Source organism: Leptospira borgpetersenii serovar Javanica (genome assembly GCF_003046425.1).
GTDB lineage: Bacteria > Spirochaetota > Leptospiria > Leptospirales > Leptospiraceae > Leptospira > Leptospira borgpetersenii.
Genome location: NZ_QAJG01000009.1, coordinates 85261 through 104110, shown reverse-complemented (window position 1 = coordinate 104110; position 18850 = coordinate 85261). Strand labels below are relative to the sequence as shown.

Sequence of the window (18850 nt, the reverse complement as noted above, 5' to 3'; positions counted from 1 at the left end):
TAAGACTGTCAGAGTCTTTCATGAAAACAAAGAAGCTGATTCTCTTCCTGTGGATTTTTTTCATTCTACCCTCCGTTGTCTATTCAAATATTCCGACACATTTCGGTATGGAAAAAAATTTCAAGGAAACTTGGAGAAAGTCGTTTCCGGTTCCGTATACGAAAATTTTAAAACACGATTTGACGGGTAAGGGAGTTTTGGTTTATAAAAAAACTCCGAAAACTATCGTTTATATCTATACATATCTCGTTTTTCTTCCTTTGTATTCGGAAAACGAAGAAGTCCCTAAGGCGATTCCCGGTAAAGGAAAAGAAGTAAGAGTAAAGCTTTTTTATGAACCTTCGAACCCATCCGAGAAATTCTTGATTGAGTTTACCGAGTTCGACGAACAATACAATAGCAGATCGGTGGTTCGATGGATTCGATGAAATTAAAGGTGGATGAGCTCATCCAAAAAAAAATGGCTGCGGAAGGTTTGTCCCCCGCTTTCATCCAGGACTTTTTGAAAAAAACGGATCTGGTTCGAAATGGAGAAACTGGAATTGTTCGTTGGGAAGAAGTAGGCGATCTGGATCCGGTTACGGACGAGATCTCTCTCGAACAAATCGAAAAAGAAAATGCCCCGAATCCGTCGATCCTTAGGAATCTGGTTATTATCAAACTGAACGGAGGACTCGGAACTTCGATGGGGCTTTCCAGTCCTAAATCTTTGATTGAACTGAAAGACGGAATGTCTTTTTTAGAAATCGTCGCCAAACAATCCGAATTCATTCAAAAGAAATATAACGTGTCTGTTCCTTTGATTCTGATGGACAGTTTCAATACACAAAGTGAAAGTCAGGCGGAACTGAAAAGAATCGGGTTCCGACAAAAATTCCCGACTTCTTTCTTACAGCATAAAGTACCTCGTCTTTTAAAAGAGAATCTAACGCCGATTGTGTGCAAAAATCCTGATGACGAATGGTGTCCTCCAGGCCACGGAGATATTTGGATTTCTCTTTTAGAGACGGGATTTTTGGACACTCTCATTGCAAATGGATATAAAGTTGCGTTCGTATCTAACGGAGATAATTTAGGAGCTACGGTGCATCCAGGAATTCTTTCTTATATGTTGAAAGAAAAATTGGAATTCTGTATGGAAATGACTCCGAAGACTCTTGCCGATAAAAAAGGCGGGGCGATTTACAAAAGAATCGTTCATGGAAAACTGGAGAATTACCAACTTCTCGAAACGGCTCAAGTTCCTCAAGAACACATACACGAATTTGAAGGTTTGGGCAAATTTAGAACTTTTTCGACCAACAACCTCTGGATCGATTTAATTGCTCTTCGGGAAAAAATTCTTCAAGGTAATTTTGAACTTTCTCTGATCGTAAATCCGAAAACAATTGAAGGAAAAGACGTTCTTCAGCTTGAAACCGCAATGGGATCTGCGATCCGAAATTTTAATAAGATCAAGGGGATCATTATTCCCAGGGATCGATTTACTCCTGTAAAAAAATGTGAGGATTATCTTGCCCGAAGATCCGACGCGTATTATCTTTGGGAAAACTACTCGATGACGATGTCCGACGCAAGGAAGGAATCGGGGTTAGGCGAAGTATTGATTACTTTGGATGAAAAATACTACAAGAAAATCCAAGACTTCAATCGACTTTTTCCGGAGATCCCTTCTTTGGTGCATTGCGCTTCTCTCATCGTTCAGGGAGAAGTGCTATTCGATCAAAAAGTCTCGATCATAGGTGACGTAGTGATCCAGAACACCGGTTCCGGGCTTCGTAGAATATCGGACTTGGGATCGGGAGTTTTAGAGTCCGGAAAATATTCCTTTTAAGGCTTTACAAAGAGGATCTCTTATTGGAATTATTGGAACGAATCGGTGTTCAGATTTTAGACTGACGGATTTTTTGAATAAGGTTAAAATGACAACTTCTAAAAGTTTGAAGATTCGATCCTTTGACGAAGGTGAAATTGAACAGTTCAAGAATGTCTTTATCAACGAAAACAGAGGTAAGCCGATTGTTCTTCTTCGATTTCAAGATATAAAATCCTTATCCTTTATCGATTTTTTACAACTTGTTCCAATCAAAATATCGGAATTGTGTCCCGGTGTGGAAAATCACTATTCTTATTATTGTTATGGAGATAAAAAGAATCTGCTGATCGGAGTTGCTCCGAGTCAAATGAGCGGCGGCTCAAACGGATTTTTAAACTTTGATTCGCTTCTTGGACGATTCAGAGAAATTTCAATCAAAAACGGTTCTATGAATTTCGATTTCGGAATCGCAAGAACCCAATGTAATTATATTTCTTATGTGGACGAAATTTTTCATGAATTGGAAGTTTCTTCACTCAAAAATTTGCAGGACAATCTCATCCGTTGGAGTTGGACTTATCTCAATCGGGTCAATGATTATTTTGCCGGCGAAAAAGCGGATGCTGTCATTCAGCCGATTATTTACTACAACCACAAGACACATACGTATTCTATGAAAGGAGGGGAGGTTTTTGTCGGAGGAGAAGCATACTCGGGTTATGCAGATCTTATTCGGGATATTCCTCACGATCAGGATCTAAATCGAATCGAACTTCTTATTTTGGAAAAATTGACGGTGTGCTGTAACGGAGCTCCTGGTCTTTTAAAATTCAACATTTCTCCACAGACTCTTATCGATACGTTCGATACAGACGAAAAGGTAACTCGTTTTCATAATCTTCTTCTCAATCAAAATCTAAATCCGGCTCTCATAAGAATGGAATTAATCGAAAAGCCGTACGAAGAGGTAGATGTCACACTCAAGAGTGTATGTAAGAGATTTTGGAATTTCGGCATCAGTTTTGCGGCGGATGATTTCGGAGTTAAAAGTCAAAGCCATCAGATCGTTTTGGATTTGGGAGAAATGATTAAAGAATTCAAACTTGATCCCATCAGTTTTAAATTTAAGGCCAATCAGGATCTTACCAAATTCTTGGATAACTTAGCATTTATAGATTATTGCAGAAGACTTTCTGACAATCGGGAAGCGATTATCACAGCCGAGGCTTTGGAAGACATAGATTCCTTGAACTTCTTAATTACACACCAAGTTTATTATTTTCAAACGAATCTATTTTGTAAGAAGATTTCCGTCGAAGAGTATAAGGAAATTTTTAAGGACATGCAGAATCTTCCTGAAACGATCGTAAATCAAATTTTGAGTTCAGAAGAACTTCTTTTCAGACTAAGTAAAAAAGGAAATATCTTCAAACTTGCAAAAGAACTGGAACTTGTTTCTTAAATAAAAGTTTATGTGAGAATTGAATCTAAAAATCTTATACGCTTACCTTCCGAGTTAAGTTTTATTTAACGTGAATTCGATATAAAAAAGTTTGGGCGAATCACTTGCAAACTTCATGGCTAAAATTATTCGCGATCTGAAACGCTTTCGTAACAAGCGTTTCACCTTGAGTTTCTCTGGATTAAAGTGCTGCTTTCTACGGGTCACAGCGCTTCTTCGAAAATACGACGGGCCATCCACAAACGCTTCCGCTTGTTGCCTTCCGTCGCAGCTCCAAGTTCTGCATTAACCGCCATCACCCGCGTGGGGTGTAGAAGAGGTGATGGTGGAACTCCTGTAATTTTTTTCTGTTTACAAAATTAGGATTTTGTAAACAGAAAGTTCCCTTTGTAGGCACTGCTCATTTTTAATACCACGATTTCAAACACTTTTTCCGGCTTAAGAGAGATTAGTGCGATAGAATATTGCTAACTTTTAATCAACGATTTCCTCATTCTTTTAGAAAAGATAAGTTGGACTTTTGGTTTACAATTGATGCGTCTTTCATTGTGACCGAAAGAGCATCCCCTGATTTTTCAATTTCTATTTTGAATTTTCCGTCCTTATCGATAATCGGTGATTCTTCCACATATTTACCTTCGAAGATTTTTTTCTTATTGAACTTTACGGCATATGTGACGTTATCCTCGCTTTCGATTTCTAAAAGTACTTGGCTTACTCCATTATTTCCGTCCCAGGCCATTGCAGTCCAAGGACCCTTGAATTTTTCCAAAGTGGAATCTCCACCGAACGTTCTTTTCTTAGGAGCGGTAACTGCGGTAGAAATTACGGCCGACACGGGAAGGGAATTTTCGCTTTCTCCTCCGAGATCGGTTTTTGAGGTCACAGAATAAAGAAATAAAGTTTCCTTCTCCGGGATGGCGGCCACGTAATCGTTTTTATTTCCCGCAGAACCGAGAAAAGTCCATTTTGATTCTCCTCTTTTCTTACGAAAAACATAATATTCTGATGCCTCTTTCGTTTTATCCCAGGTCAGACTTATCTTAGCCGCTTTTATATCTATAACACCTTTTAAGTTTTCAGGAGAAGTGACTTTTACCCCTCTTTGTTTGTTGGGATCGGTATATCCATAGGCAAAACTTGAGAACGGACCGTTTTTCCCTTCCGAATTTACGGCCGTTACAGAATAGTATGCGAATCGAGCAGGCAGATTTTCATCGATGAATTCTTCCGCTCCCGTTTCGGAAATTTTTTCCCAAGCTCCTCCTCCAATCCAACCGGATTTTACATATCGAAATACGAAATATTTGGAAGCTCCGGAAACTTTCTGCCATTTCAATTCCACTTTATTTTGATAAGAACCCCGACTTGCAACTAATCCCAACGGCTTTGCAGGAGGGGTCTTAGGTTGGGCCGTAAAACCGCTCACTGCATCAGAAGGTTCTCCAGTTTTTCCGCCAAGTTTTCCGGAGACCACATAGAATTCCACAATACCTTTTTTTGCCGCAGAATGATCCACGTAACTGTTGACCTTGGAGTTCCCGATCGGATTGTATCTCTTCTGAGCCTTATTCCATTTAAAGATTTGATATTCGGAAGAAGCACCTCCCGGTTCCCAAGTGAGTTCGATTTTGTTGTCGTACTGACCTTGTGTCGCTTTTACCCCCAAAACCTTGGGAGGAGGTTTTAGCTCTTCCGTTTTTGCAAACCCAATCACTTCGCCTTGCGATAAATCGGAAACGGAAGAATCCGTTAAAGTCATAATCTTGTATCTATAGGCGAGATTCGGCTGAACTCCGTCATCGTTAAAGCTATTTGTGCTCGCCAAACCGATCTTCCCGAAATTAGAATCTCCTGGACCCTTTCTGTGAATTTCATATCCGACTGCGTTCGGAACGACTTCCCAGTTGATTAAAACCTTATCCGTAAAACTTCCTTGAGAAGCGGTAATAGAAGAGGGTGCTACTGGATTGGAATCACTCACCACCAAAGTAGGTTCGGGAGTGGTGGAATCCGGCTTTCCTTGATCGCTGACGGTTTCAACTTGGTCGATCATTACGAAGGCGCCTTGACAAATTCGAATGAACCAACGATAGTCTATATAGCCGTAACCTTGGTCGCCCCAATCCGTTCCCCAAGAATTGATGAATTTTACGGCATTCTTAGAATCGTCGTAACCGACGATCGCGATTGCGTGCCCTCCGTAGGTTTTGCCCAAACCCTCTTTGTAAATCTGATTTCCTTTCAGATTAAAGAAATTCTCATAAACCAAAACTCCTGCGACAACCGGCTTACCTTCCGCAAGTTGTGCTTTCACTTCGGTTATGTCCGTCGTTTTCACTCTTAAAAATTCTTTAGCTTTGTATTTGGAAGCGGCGTCAATTGCTGCTTGAGAAGGGCGGGTTCTGTAATCGGCGGAATTATAGGGCATAGTATCCCAAGGTGCTGCCCCCATTTCCACGATCACACGCATTGCATCGGAGATCAAGGATCCGTTGTCTCTTCCTCCATTGATTTGATTATAGATAAACGCGGGCGAGAAGATTTTGCTGTAATTCGGATTTCCTTCGGGGGTTCTGAGAGACCAATCCTTGGAACCTTTTCTTTCGATATATTCTTGGAAACTTTTAGTTGCATAGGCAGTGGACCAAGCGACACAACTGCCTTGTTCTCCCTGGTTTCCTACAGGAGGCATGGAAGGAGAAAGATCCACGTTCGAAGCAAGCCCTCTGTGAGAAATTCCGTACGGATTCGTGTCCCTTAACGAGGAAAGAAGTTCGGAGGATTCCCGTTGCATCCCCAAAGAACGAGTCGACGGTTGTGCAAAAACCGGATTGAGAGCGAGTGAAAAAAGAATCGATGTTAGAATAGAATATTTTAAAATTCTCATATATTTTTCCTTTTAATTCCCTTTTTGGAATTGAACTATTTCCCGGATTTTATCTTCCGTTTCTCTGGAATATTCCTTAAACGCAAAGGGATGGGGTTCGTAGAGTGTAATCAATTGTGATTCATTTCCTTTGCTATCCTTAACCGTTTTTTGATTTAAAAATAAAATATAATCCCCTTCAGGAGGAGCGGCTTTCAGCCATTTTCCTAAAAGCTCCGGAAAGATCATAAATCCGATTTCAAACTTAGTGGGAAGTTTTTCTCCACCTTTCCAGGGTTTTAGAATTTCAACTGTAGCTATTACGGAAATCGAAGTTTCGGAAATTTTTTTTTCGCGAACGTTTGTGATTCGAGTGAGGGCTATGTAATCAGAATTTTTAACCTGATGTTCCAGGGTAGGGGGAGTTGGTACCGATAAAAGCGGCAAAGTAAAAAATAGTAAACCGATCCAAGCAAACGCTTTCAAATTCATCTTTGTCTCCATCGGCTGATTTCTTTCAGCCAAAAATGAAGTATGAACTTACAATTTGACTCCGCAAGGAATTTTTTAAATTTCAAAGAAGAGAACTTTTGATTCTTGAAAAGAATGGAGAACGAAATATAGTTCGAATGGAAATCTCGAAGAGCTTGAGATTTGAAATAAAATCACTCTTCGAGATTAAAATGAATCGGAACTCGATGCGACATTTTTGTCGGTCTGCCTTGGACGTATCCAGGACTCCAGCGCGCCAGTTTGACGATTTTAAGTGCCGCTTCGTCAAAACCAAAGCCTGCCTTTCCGGAAGCGACTTTTGCTCCTTGTAGGTTTCCTTGTTCATCGATTTGAACAACGACAACAACTTGTTTTGTTACGATTCCGGCGGATTTTGCTTGAGGCGGAAAAAAATCTCTCAAATCAAAATCGATAATCGGAGTCGGAGTTTTATCTCCGTTGTAGGAGAATAAAAATCCGTCTTTGTCTGTTCCGTTTCCAGAAAGAGCGTTCGGATTCAAATCCTCATCGATCGGATCATCTGCATTTTTGTCGGAACCTTCCACCCATTCCTGCTTTTCAACGGGAGCAGGAGAAGAGGTCCCGCCAATCAATTCGGGGGGAATGTCTTCTAGGTCTACTTCCACGTCCTGAGCATCCAAATCCTCGGAAGAGATCTCCGCATCGGGAATATAGGTCGCGATGAAGTAAATTCCGATTGAAAGTGAATGCAAAGTAAAAGACGCGATCAGGCAAAATCGGAACAAGCCGAATCGAATGATCTTTTGTTTAATTTCAGAAACGTTTACCATTCTACTGTCCCGTTTCCCTTAACGTTTTACCGAAAGCGCAATTCTAGTAACTCCAGCTTTACGAATCACTCCCATCGTTTCTGCGATTTTCCCATACGAAAGAGAAGAGTCGGCTGAAAGAGTCAGACGCATATTCGGTTTAATTTTAGAATCTCTTTCAAGTTGAGCTTGTAGTTTTTCTATAGAAGCTTCCGCTCCTTCTATCAGAATTTTTCCGTCCTTGGTCAAAGCGACTTGAACCGATTGAGCTACGTTCGGATCTGCCGCCGCAACCTTGGGAAGATTGATGTTGATGGATTCTTTTTTTAAGAAGTTAGCGGTCACCATAAAAATCACTAAAAGAACTAGAATCACATCCACCATCGGAGTGATATTAATATTACCTATTTCTTCTCCGTCGCCGGAGGGAGCAGAACCTGCCATGTTTTACCTTCTCCTTATAAGTTTATTTCTTACGGGAAAGACTTGCAAGAAACTCTTTGGAAAGAATTTCCAAATTTGCCTGAATGACCTTTAATTTACGAGTAAAATAGTTATTCGCCATTACGACCGGAATTGCAACTCCTAACCCAGCGGCGGTTGCAAGAAGAGCTGTAGAGATACTTCTCATTACGAATTCAGCTCCAGTACTTCCTAACGTTCCTAATCCGTAGAAGGCTTTGATCACACCAAGCACCGTTCCCAGTAGGCCAATAAAAGGTGCGTTATTTCCTAAAGTGTTTAAAATGGGAAGATGGTTTTCGAGCTCAACTCTTTCTCCTATGATTTTGCCTTCTTGCAATTCTGCAAGGGCTTCGTGCCCGACTTCGTAATTTTCTGTGGAAAACTGGGAAAACTTTGCATATATATTTGTAGGATGTTCACTTGCTACGGTTTTTATGGCCCCAAAATCTCCTTTTCTAATTTCAGAGGTTAAGATAGGCAAAACTACGTCAGTATTTCTAAGATTTCTGCGAAAAATTAGAATTCTTTCTGTTCCTACTGCAAGAGCGATAATGCTGGCTACGAGCATGACAATAAAAATGAACGTCTCGCCGTATTCAACTAAAAACATAGTCATAATTGGATCCTCTAATATACTTTATTTTATAAAACCATTAAGGTTCAAACTGTAATTGTTCTCTTTAAAACAATATTTTTTATTCCCCGGAAATACTCACACAAGTTTTTGTACAAGAAAAGGTTCCGGTAGATAATCCAGAAATCTGAGAAAGCCCGCTTTCCCCGCAGGTTCCCGCAGAATCTTTATTCAACCAATAGGACCGATTGCAATTCATTACACAGGTTTTGGCTCTATTCGTAAATTTTGCGAACGTAGAGGAGTTTAGCAAAATACTACAAAAATCCTGAAATGTTTCAACTGATGCATTCCCATTACTGAACAAGACAGCGATAGCTCTTTCCGAAAGTGGGGTTGGTAAGTCAGAAGTTTTGTTCAGACAAGTTTGAGCTGCTTGCAGAGAAGTGACACAGGAATCAATCGGATCCGTCGGAGATAAGAGTAGATATTGAAGGAGAACTCTTTTTTCGTTTTCTCTATTGAAACTATTGCTTTCGTTTGGGAGATTACAATCCAAAATCAAAAGGAATATAAGTAGGAAATACGAAAAGTGCTTCCACAAAATAGTGAACGGATTCTTTATTCATTAGAACTTCACCTCAATCCCTATGTTAAAGAACGGGATAACCACCCCGCCCGATAATGTAATGGTACCGAATGTCGGACTCGGTTTCGGGTTTGTAGAAGAATAAGGACGTGTAACGTTAAAGTTTTCTCCAGAAACGTTCTGCCTCATGTAGACGTTGATAATTTCGAAGAACGTGTTTACATAGCCCCATTCGTAATTTAAGAATTTATCGATTCGAATATCAAATCTATGATAATCCGCAAGACGTTTCGTGTTGACATAGTCGGCAAGATACGGATTGTTTGCTGAAACTGGCGCCCAGATTGTTTGATTGTTCGCCGGATTAGAAAATCTACCGCCGTCGTCTCCTACGATTGGAGTGATTGGCATGGAAGTTAAGTAAGACCATCTTCCGCCAAGTTGCCAATTCTGGCTGAATTTCCAACCGAAAACTACGTTGATGATATGAGTACGGTCGTAATCATATAAGGTTTCCTTCGAGTTATGATAAGATTGAGCGAGCAATCTTTGTTCCGGTCCGGTAGCAACAGGAGCTATCATTCCGTCAGGTTTATAAATATTAGGATTTCTAAATGTTTGAGACCAAGTGTAAGAAATCCAACCGAACCAATCTCTCTTTCCAGGAGTCGCAACTTTACGGATTAAGAGTTCGTAACCTCGAGAGTGCCCGGTTCCATTATTCGAATAATTGAGAGGTTTATTGAGAATGTAAGGTTGAAAGACTTTTCCGTACTGATCCGGATTCGTTCCGATAATCTCCGTAATATAAGGATCACTTCCGATCAAGTTGGAGAATTCTTGTTTAAAAACTTCACCTTTAGCTTGCCAATTGGAAGTGAGCTGATGTTCAACTCCGCCGCCGTATTTAAAAGCCTTTTGAAATTTCAGGTGAGGATTTCCGCTTTGTTCGGAAAAACGAGTGTCTAATGGAAAGTTAAAATGATTTCCCGCACCCCCGAAAACGGTAGTCCCTTTGAGGAGACCTTCTTCAAACTTATAAGAAATTTGTGCTTTTGGACCGAGGGCGCCGTTTTTGATGTAAGGAATATAATCGTATCTGGCTCCGGGTTCGATGAGTAATCCACCGAATTTAATTTTCATCGTCGTATAAGCATTGTAGTATTTGCTTCGTACTCGGTTATTATCCGAAACGGTTTTAAAATCGGGAGTTACCGTATCATACGGGTTCGGATCCGGATTATTCGAATCGGTTTGTTGGATCGTATTTCCTGTAGTACTATAGTTGAGAAATCGCATTTCGGAACCGAATTCCAAAGTTAAGTGCTTATTTGGATCCCAATAAGCATCTTGTCGAATCCCGTTGTAAGCACCGCTCGCTTTTTGTTTTGCTTTCAGAGAACCGAACAAAACGTTGTAATCCACAAACGGATCGTAACTAATCAAGGTGATCCGATTTACGAATTTTTCGGAAGGTCTCCAAATATAACGTAAGGCTTGAGTACGATAACCTTGGCCCACTGAAAGATTTCCGCCCGAATATTCGGCAAATTGGTCTTTGGTAGGGTCGTTGTATCTTTTTACGGGAGGATTGAATGCGGTATCGTCTTTTGCAGTCAAAGAATAGAACGAAATCTGGTGCTGATCGTTAAAGTTATAAACCATTTTTACTTGAGAATCCGTATAATGCGGTAAGCGTACCCCGTCTGGAAGAGAACTAACGCCTGTAATTGTTCCAATAGTCTCAAATGTTTTATCCATATAACCGACTTTCACAGCTCCTAGGATATAACCTTTTCCATTCGCAAAAGTGGTTTGGTAATTTGCGGAGGCGGCCCAGAGAGAAGACAAAAAATTTCCGCTGGATCGTTCCACTTTATCGGGAGATTCGATTTCGATTACCCCTCCTAACGCGTTGTTGAAGTTTGCGGGGAGAACTCCCGTATAAACGTCCATCGATTTGATTAAGTTTCCGTTAATCGTACCGGTCAAACCGTCAAAGTGAAACGGGTATAAAATCGGAAGATCGTCGTAAAGATAAAGATTCGTAGTCGGGTCTGCGCCTCGGAAGGAGTAGTTACTTGCACCACCCCCGAAAGCGGAAACAGGAACCACTCCAGGAATTGTTTCGATCGAACGGAGCGGTTCTCCGAAAGTACCGGGCATTCGCTTGATTTCCTCAAAGCGGAGTTTGGTGCGAGACATGAGTTGTTTTTCCCGCTCTCCGGTTACGTTGATTGAACCTTTCGATCCACCGCCACCACTTTTGGTGGATTGATCGGAATCAAGAATGACAAGTTCCTCTCCTTCTCCGATTTCTTTGCGAATTTCCTGAGCCCCTGTATCTTTTAAAATGCGAAACGTATAAACACCGGAAGAAGGGGCCACCGCTTGAAAATATCCTTCCACATCGGTCTGGTAGAACTTTTTGGTTTCAAAAAGCAGAACCCTTACATTTGCCTCTCCCGAATTTTTACTACGAGAATAAACACGGGCACGAAAAGAGACTTCCGCAAATACTTCCATAGTCGGAACCGTAAGAAAGATAAGAAATAAAAACGAAATTCGTTTTTTCAACGTTACGAATCGCTCAATTGATACGGCACGAAGAATGACTAATATGGTTTTAATGATTTTCATCGTCGCCTTACTATAATTTAATTTTTACGAATACTTCCTGAAAGTTTATATACCAAGGTATATCGCCGATGGGATTATCCACATAGATTAGAACACAAGCCAAAGGATACGAAACAAAAGGACATTCCGAACGGGTAATTGCGATCGTGCAAATGTCCAAATTTCTTTGTTTAACGCCTTGTACAGTGAACGGCATCGGAGTGGGAATCGGATTTCCACATTTATTGCTCAAATAATTTGCGGCGGCGTAAATCTGACTCTGAGAATCTCCCGCCGAAACAACCTCGGATTTTGTGCAATTTTGCAAAAGTACCGCCAGTACCAAAATAGAAATAAGTCTCAAAACGGTACGTTGCAAAAGTATCGGTCTTTGTCCGAAGGTATTCTTTTTATTTTCTACTGAAGAATATTCTAACATATTAATTCTTTTTATTGCCTCCCACGGAAATTCCTCCGGACTCAAGAGTCGGATTTTGTTTTTGATCTTTTGGAGGGGGAGGGGCGGCGGCGTCTTTCTTTTGTAATTCTAACCTGAGTTTTTCTCTTTCCGCTTCCTCTTTGTTTCCGATGACGCTACCTTTGACCTTCAAAACGGAAACGGTTCCAAGAGGAAACATGACATGCGTTTCGTGCCAAACTTTAATATTTATAAGACTCCTTCCTCCCGGAACTTTTTGAACCGCTTGGCTGAGCGCATAATCGATACTAATCGGATTTGTGATTGGCATGAGCCCAAAGATAAAAAATGTTGAAGACTCACCCTCTGACTCTTTTTCTAAAATATCATATTCAGAAGTTCGTATAATCGTTGCTGAATCATAAAGAGCCGGTGAACGCACACGTCCACCTGGTTTGAATAAGGTAGCTCCCATACAATTTCCGAGAACGGAAAAAATTAAGATCGTTAAAAACCCAATGATAAGATTCTTATTTTCTTTTTTTGGCGTTCTGGCCATTGAGTTGATCCTCGAATTTGATCGCTTCCGCATTGATATGGAGCCTATTGACAGTGAGGAAAAGAAAAATGTATTTATCCGTCCAATAACGGATATTAATCAAAGCATCCGCTTCCTTTTCAGTCAACATCGTAGTTACTACTTTGTCGATCGGAGGTTCAGAGAGGGGGATTCCTACAATTGCAATGTCAAATGTACTCCAAAGTTTATGTCCTTCCACAGGGCCGATTACGTTATATTTACGATCCGCAACCGGGATATTACTTGTCGCAATTCCTGCGGAAGAAGTTGCACAATGGAATAGAATCAAAGATAGAAAAAACAAAGAAAGAATTTGAAAAGTTTTCACAATTACCCGCCTGCAACCCTAGTTAATTTATTTCCAATTAGTTTTGCGTCTCAATTATTTGATAGAACATTATATCTACTGGTATTGTTTATGGGATACGCCAGCGCAAGAAGAATTTTAGGTTTAAATATTAAATATTATAGATTTCGATTGTTGAATTGATTTTCGGATGAATGAGGTGACGTCTACTCACCAGGATTACCTTTTACTACTTGAACACATGAAAAGAATGCCATAGTAAAGGTTTGTTTCAAAAGTTAGAATGTTGATCTTCCTGGAAAATAGACCATTTCTGGATTCGATGCAATTTTGTGAGGACTTCTATATTTTTACAAAAATTGCCTGTTAATTTTCTGTACCATTTTCATGCGTCCGAGTAGTAAGTTCATTTTTTATATCTCATTGAGAAAATAAAACAAAAGACAATTCCCTTATCTATATATTTATTCCAAATCAAGAATATAATTAAATTTCAGTAAAAGACTTAAAAAAATAATTCCATAAAATAGAGTTGTTGAAAAATGAATTCTCTATCCGTTTCTGCTGTATTAAAATGGGCGTTTGAAACGGTTTTGTTAATTTGAATCATGGAATTTTTCAACAACTCTAATGATAAAGAAGACATTCACTTGTATAAGAACTTTGAAATTTAAATCGATCTATTCTTAAATACGTTTTCGATATTCTGCGATCAATTTCTCAGCCGCTTGAAAAGAACTAATTTGATGGCGGCTCACCTTGTCTTTCATATCTTTGTAGAGTTCTTTCATTTGAGCCTTAAAATCTTCCATAAGATGTTCGGACACGGTCTCTTCCAGCCAATACTTTGCTTGATTCGTTCTCCGAGTTTCGAAATAACCATTTGACTTCAGTATTTTAGTATATTCTAAAATTTGATTCCAGATTTCAGGAATCCCTTCTCCAGAAAGAGAGGAGCAGGTAAACGCCTTTGGTATCCATCCGCTTTCGTTGATCGGAAAAAAATGAATTGCGGATTGAGTTTCGGTTCTGGTTATTTCGGCTCTTGTCTTGTTATCTCCATCCGCTTTTGTTATAGCGAATAAATCGGCCATTTCCATAATTCCACGTTTGATTCCTTGGAGTTCGTCTCCTGCTCCTGCAATCAGAAGAAGTAAAAACAAATCCACCATGGAATGTACCGCCGTTTCCGATTGCCCGACTCCGACCGTTTCCACAAAGATCGTATCGAAGCCTGCCGCTTCACAAAGATAGATCGTTTCCCTCGTTTTTCGAGCGACTCCTCCTAAGGACTCTCCGGAAGGAGAAGGGCGTATAAAGGCGGATTCGTTTCTGGAAAGTTCGGGCATTCTAGTCTTATCTCCGAGAATACTTCCTCCCGAAATTTGACTGGAAGGATCGATAGTCAATACGGCTAATTTTTTTCCTTGAGAGATTGTGTACATCCCGAAGGATTCGATGAACGTACTTTTCCCGACTCCGGGAATTCCGGTGATTCCGATTCGGATCGATTTACCGGAATGGGGAAGACAAGCATCTATGATTTTTTCTGCAAGTTCTTTGTGATCGGGACGCGCGCTTTCGACGAGTGTAATCGCTCTAGCGAGCATGGCTCTATTTCCGGAAAGAATTCCTTTTACGAATTCTTCCACCTTAGGGAGAACTTTTCTGGAAATCCCGGTGGATCGGATTCCTCCGCTTGCGTTAGAAGAAATCCCCGATTGTTCTTCAGAACTCATTCTTCCCTTAGGCGTTTACTTTAGAAGTTTCTAAATCTTTAATGAGAAGTTCCAAAATACCCACGGCAGCTTTGGAGATTTTTGTTCCCGGTCCGAAAATCCCAGTAACTCCTGCTTTGTAAAGAGTGTCATAATCTTGTTGGGGGATCACTCCACCCGCAACAACCATAATGTCTTCTCTTTCAAGTTTTTCCAATTCTTGGATGACTTGTGGGACAAGGGTTTTGTGACCTGCGGCCAAACTAGAAATTCCTAGGATATGTACGTCATTTTCCACTGCTTGTTTGGCGGCTTCCGCAGGAGTTTGGAAAAGGGGGCCTATATCGACGTCAAATCCCATGTCTGCAAAACTTGTAGAAATCACTTTCGCGCCTCGATCGTGTCCGTCTTGTCCCATCTTGGCCACCATGATTCTAGGGCGACGTCCTTCTAAAATCGCAAATCGGTCCGAAAGTTCTCTTGCTCTTTTGAAATCCGGATCGTCTTCTATCTCGGAGGAATAAACACCCGAGATAGAACGAATTGTGGCTTGGTATCTTCCAAATACTTTTTCCATAGCGTAGGAAATTTCCCCGAGAGTCGCTCGTTTGCGAGCAGCATTTACCGCAAGCGCTAGAAGGTTTCCCTCTTCGCCTCCGGCACATTTTGTGATCGAGTCGAGTGCGGCGGCAACGTCGGCGCCGTTCCGATTCTTTTTTAACTCGGCGAGTCTGCGAAGCTGAGCCTCTCTCACCGCAGTATTATTGATATCTAATATGTCTAACGGTTTTTCTTCTTTCGTCTTGTAGCGGTTGACTCCTACGATCACATCTTTCCCGGAATCGATCTTAGCCTGTTTGCGAGCGGCGGCTTCCTCGATTCTCATTTTGGGAATTCCGGTTTCGATCGCCTTTGCGATTCCGCCTAACTTTTCCACCTCTTCGATCAATTCCCAAGCGCGATGTGCAAGAGAATGTGTCAAAGATTCCACGTAATACGAGCCCCCCCATGGATCCACGACACGATGAATGTTTGTTTCTTCCTGCAAAAAGATCTGCGTATTTCTGGCGATTCTCGCGGAAAAGTCGGTTGGAAGCGCGATCGCTTCGTCGAGTGCGTTTGTGTGAAGGGATTGTGTATGACCGAGTACCGCGGCCAACGCTTCGATACAGGTTCGTGCGACGTTGTTGAACGGATCTTGTTCGGTTAAACTCCAACCGGAAGTTTGGCAATGGGTTCGGAGCGCGAGGGACTTTAAATTCTTAGGATGGAATTGTTTTACGAGTTTCGCCCAGAGAAGACGACCGGCTCTCATTTTTGCGATTTCCATAAAGTGATTCATCCCGATCGCCCAGAAAAAAGACAAACGAGGCGCGAATGTATCCACGTCCATTCCCGCTTTGATTCCTGTTCTTAAATATTCCAGACCGTCCGCGAGAGTGTAAGCAAGCTCGATATCCGCCGTCGCTCCTGCTTCCTGCATGTGATACCCCGAAATCGAGATCGAATTGAACTTGGGCATAAAGTCGGAAGTGTATTTGAAAATATCGGCGATGATCTTCATCGATGGAGAAGGTGGGTAGATGTATGTGTTCCGCACCATGAACTCTTTCAAAATGTCGTTTTGGATTGTACCTGAAAGTTTGTCCGCACTTACGCCTTGTTCTTCTGCGGCGACGATATAAAACGCTAATATAGGAATTACGGCACCGTTCATCGTCATCGATACGGACATTTGATCCAGAGGAATCTGATCGAATAGAATCTTCATATCGAGAATCGAATCGATCGCAACCCCGGCCTTTCCGACGTCGCCTACGACGCGTTCGTGATCGGAATCATATCCTCTGTGAGTCGCTAGATCGAACGCCACCGAAAGACCTTTTTGTCCTGCCGCTAAGTTTCTACGATAGAACGCGTTGGATTCTTCCGCAGTAGAAAAACCGGCATACTGACGAATGGTCCAAGGCTGCTGAACATACATTGTGGAATAAGGACCGCGTAAATAAGGAGGAATTCCCGCAACGTAATCGAGGTGCTCCATGTGCTCCAAATCTTCTGCTGTATAAACCGGTTTGACTGGAATTTTTTCGGGAGTATTCCACAGAATTTGTTCCATGGAATTAAGGCCTAAATCTCCAAGAGCGGCTTTTTCCCAGTCGGATTTGGAAATATTTTCGCTTCCCTGTGACACATAACGTTTCGGGTCGAAATTCGGACGTTTCATCGGATGCCCAGCCTTTTCTGAATGAGTTTCAGTGTTTCTAAATGTTGGGATCTGACATGAATGAAAAATTCAATTCCTTTGGATCCCAGAGAATCGATTTGTTCTGTTGGATTTCCCGCTACGATTCCGACCAGATGGTGATTTTGTTTTTTCAAAACCGCAAAAGTAGAATCCACAAAACCGGTTATTTCTTCGTCGCTCGTACAGAATACGACGATGTCCGCCTTTGTTTCTCTCAAACCTTGAAGCGCTTCTTCGGGGGTGGAATAACTTCCCGGATCAATCACCTTATAGCCCGCACAAGCCAAAAAATTTTGTGAAAAAATGGCGCGCGCTTTTTTCATTTTGAGATCTCCCATCGGGAGAAGAAGAACAGTCGGGACCTTCCCGTTTTTGCTCGAAAAACTTTCCGTTTTCAGTCGAATCTCTTCGATTCCGGCTCCGGCTCTAAATTCGGAGATCCTTTCGCAAGTAATTTCACCTGCAACACTATCAATATCGCCTAACGCTTTGTTTTGATTGAGAGTAGAGACTCTATCTTCTCCGTTCGGGTATTGGTTAGTTCCAAGAAGAATCTCCTTGCGGTCAGCAAGATTCTTTTCTTTCTTTTTTCTAGACTCAACGATTCTTTTTTGGATGATTCCTTTTCGAACGGCCTCTAAAAATCCTCCGACGGATTCGATCTCACAGAAAATTTCCCAAGCTTTTTTTGTGAGTGAATCCGTGAGCGACTCGAGATAATAGGAACCTGCAGAAGGATCCACTACCTTATCCAAGTGCGATTCGTGTTTCATCAACAGTTGGATGTTTCGGGCGATTCTCAAGGAGAACGAATCGGAAGTTTTTAAAACACTGTCGTACGGAGAAACGGCGATGACCTCACAACCACCGATTGCGGCGGACATGGCTTCGGTTGTTGCGCGAAGCATATTCACATTTGGATCATAGGCGCTGTAATTGTATCTACAAGTTTGTGCGCTTAAGAAAGCGTGGAGAGAACTTTCCTTCTTGGGGGAAAATTCTTTGAGAATCCCGGCCCAAAGAATTCTCGCGGCGCGTAACTTTGCGATTTCCAAAAAGTAATCCGGACCGATGGAAAACTCGAACATCAACTGGGAGGAAATTGTATCCACGTCCATTCCCGCTTCCCGCAGTTGCTGCACGTACTCTGCGGCGGAGGCTAACGTAAACGCAAGTTCTTCGGAGATCGTAGAGCCTCCGTCCCGGAACGTGGATGACGTTACCGACAAACCTCTGTAATACGGCCAAAAAGAAGCGATCGTTTCCAAAATTTTTTTGAGCCCCGTGATCGAATGTTTTCCCGATTTTCCTTGTTTGAGAAGAATCCGATACGGATCGTATCCGAGTCCGCCGATAAACACTCTATCTTTGGGAAGCCAAGAAAAAATTTCAGGGGATCTCTCTTCCGCAATGAAGTGAAGAGTTACTTGGTCGAAAGGAAGTCCTTCGATGAGGTTTTCCAAATCTTTGGAAGAATGTATCGGAATTCCTGCTTGGGAAGATGTTTTATTTTCGATGATAAATCCGATCGCTGTCACACCGTTAGTTGCCGCTTCCTTTGCCAATCGATTGGCTTCGGCTATCGAAGGTGAATCGAAATCTTGGCGAATGCTCCAGTCTTGAACGAGTTTTCGAGTGGATCTGGCAAAGGGAATCGTTCCGGGAAGATTGGAAGTCAGCCATTGTTTATCGTCGATATCGTCTTTCGTATAAACAGGTTGGATCTTAAATCCTTCTGCCGTTTCCCAAACTAGTTTCTTTTCAAAGTCCGCTTCCTTGAGATCTTTTTGAATGAGTGCAATCCAGGCTTCCCGAGTAATGGGAGGAAAGTCCGTAAATAGTTTTTGATCGGCCATTTTGATTTTTCTCTTTTTTGGGAAAACTTTTACAAGGTTCCCTTTC

The 18850-nt window shown here is 41.6% G+C and carries 16 protein-coding genes; 3 read left to right on the top strand and 13 right to left on the bottom strand.

The annotated features are described in order from the left end of the window. The first annotated feature begins 20 nt into the window (after window positions 1-20). From CLV95_RS09250 to CLV95_RS09240, 3 genes are all read left to right on the top strand, one after another. On the top strand, window positions 21-428 hold the full coding sequence (locus CLV95_RS09250) for a hypothetical protein (RefSeq protein WP_002731450.1): 408 nt from the start codon (window positions 21-23) through the stop codon (window positions 426-428). Continuing rightward, a complete protein-coding gene (locus tag CLV95_RS09245) occupies window positions 416-1834 on the top strand; it encodes a UTP--glucose-1-phosphate uridylyltransferase (RefSeq protein ID WP_002722171.1) in 1419 nt (472 codons plus the stop codon). The genes CLV95_RS09250 and CLV95_RS09245 overlap by 13 nt, the downstream gene beginning before the upstream one ends. Before the next feature lie 88 nt (window positions 1835-1922). After that, the gene (locus tag CLV95_RS09240; RefSeq protein WP_002722253.1) at window positions 1923-3278 is read left to right on the top strand and encodes an EAL domain-containing protein; all 1356 of its coding nucleotides are present in this window, start codon (window positions 1923-1925) and stop codon (window positions 3276-3278) included. 490 nt (window positions 3279-3768) lie between these two features. Here the strand turns inward: CLV95_RS09240 and CLV95_RS09235 are convergent, their stop codons facing one another. The 13 genes from CLV95_RS09235 to CLV95_RS09175 all read right to left on the bottom strand — a co-directional run bounded on the left by CLV95_RS09235 (window position 3769) and on the right by CLV95_RS09175 (window position 18804). Beyond that, on the bottom strand, window positions 3769-6168 hold the full coding sequence (locus tag CLV95_RS09235; RefSeq protein WP_002732135.1) for a C1 family peptidase: 2400 nt from the start codon (window positions 6166-6168) through the stop codon (window positions 3769-3771). Window positions 6169-6180: 12 nt separating this feature from the next. Then, a complete protein-coding gene (locus tag CLV95_RS09230) occupies window positions 6181-6639 on the bottom strand; it encodes an LIC_20196 family exoprotein (RefSeq protein ID WP_002731420.1) in 459 nt (152 codons plus the stop codon). Window positions 6640-6812: 173 nt separating this feature from the next. Further along, a complete protein-coding gene (locus CLV95_RS09225) occupies window positions 6813-7451 on the bottom strand; it encodes an energy transducer TonB (RefSeq protein WP_002722212.1) in 639 nt (212 codons plus the stop codon). An 18-nt stretch (window positions 7452-7469) separates the two neighbouring features. After that, window positions 7470-7874, bottom strand: a complete 405-nt coding sequence (locus CLV95_RS09220) for an ExbD/TolR family protein (RefSeq protein ID WP_002722169.1) — start codon at window positions 7872-7874, stop codon at window positions 7470-7472. Between the two features lie 22 nt (window positions 7875-7896). After that, the gene (locus CLV95_RS09215) at window positions 7897-8511 is read right to left on the bottom strand and encodes a MotA/TolQ/ExbB proton channel family protein (protein ID WP_002732150.1); all 615 of its coding nucleotides are present in this window, start codon (window positions 8509-8511) and stop codon (window positions 7897-7899) included. A 79-nt stretch (window positions 8512-8590) separates the two neighbouring features. After that, on the bottom strand, window positions 8591-9094 hold the full coding sequence (locus CLV95_RS09210; protein WP_032850922.1) for a hypothetical protein: 504 nt from the start codon (window positions 9092-9094) through the stop codon (window positions 8591-8593). A 3-nt stretch (window positions 9095-9097) separates the two neighbouring features. Then, window positions 9098-11698, bottom strand: a complete 2601-nt coding sequence (locus tag CLV95_RS09205; protein ID WP_002732199.1) for a TonB-dependent receptor plug domain-containing protein — start codon at window positions 11696-11698, stop codon at window positions 9098-9100. A gap of 10 nt (window positions 11699-11708) precedes the next feature. Further along, entirely contained in the window at window positions 11709-12116 is a 408-nt protein-coding gene (locus CLV95_RS09200) for a hypothetical protein (protein WP_002722240.1), read from the bottom strand. 1 nt (window position 12117) lies between these two features. Next, window positions 12118-12654, bottom strand: a complete 537-nt coding sequence (locus tag CLV95_RS09195) for a hypothetical protein (RefSeq protein ID WP_002731434.1) — start codon at window positions 12652-12654, stop codon at window positions 12118-12120. Then, window positions 12626-13003 (bottom strand): LIC20211 family lipoprotein, encoded by a 378-nt coding sequence (locus tag CLV95_RS09190; RefSeq protein ID WP_002722203.1) that lies wholly within the window; start codon window positions 13001-13003, stop codon window positions 12626-12628. The genes CLV95_RS09195 and CLV95_RS09190 overlap by 29 nt, the downstream gene beginning before the upstream one ends. A 665-nt stretch (window positions 13004-13668) precedes the next feature. Next, a complete protein-coding gene (gene meaB / locus CLV95_RS09185; protein ID WP_002722187.1) occupies window positions 13669-14721 on the bottom strand; it encodes a methylmalonyl Co-A mutase-associated GTPase MeaB in 1053 nt (350 codons plus the stop codon). Between the two features lie 7 nt (window positions 14722-14728). After that, on the bottom strand, window positions 14729-16927 hold the full coding sequence (scpA, locus tag CLV95_RS09180; protein WP_002732214.1) for a methylmalonyl-CoA mutase: 2199 nt from the start codon (window positions 16925-16927) through the stop codon (window positions 14729-14731). Further along, a complete protein-coding gene (locus tag CLV95_RS09175) occupies window positions 16924-18804 on the bottom strand; it encodes a methylmalonyl-CoA mutase family protein (RefSeq protein ID WP_002732133.1) in 1881 nt (626 codons plus the stop codon). Before CLV95_RS09175 ends, scpA begins: the two co-directional genes overlap by 4 nt. Window positions 18805-18850 lie beyond the last annotated feature (46 nt).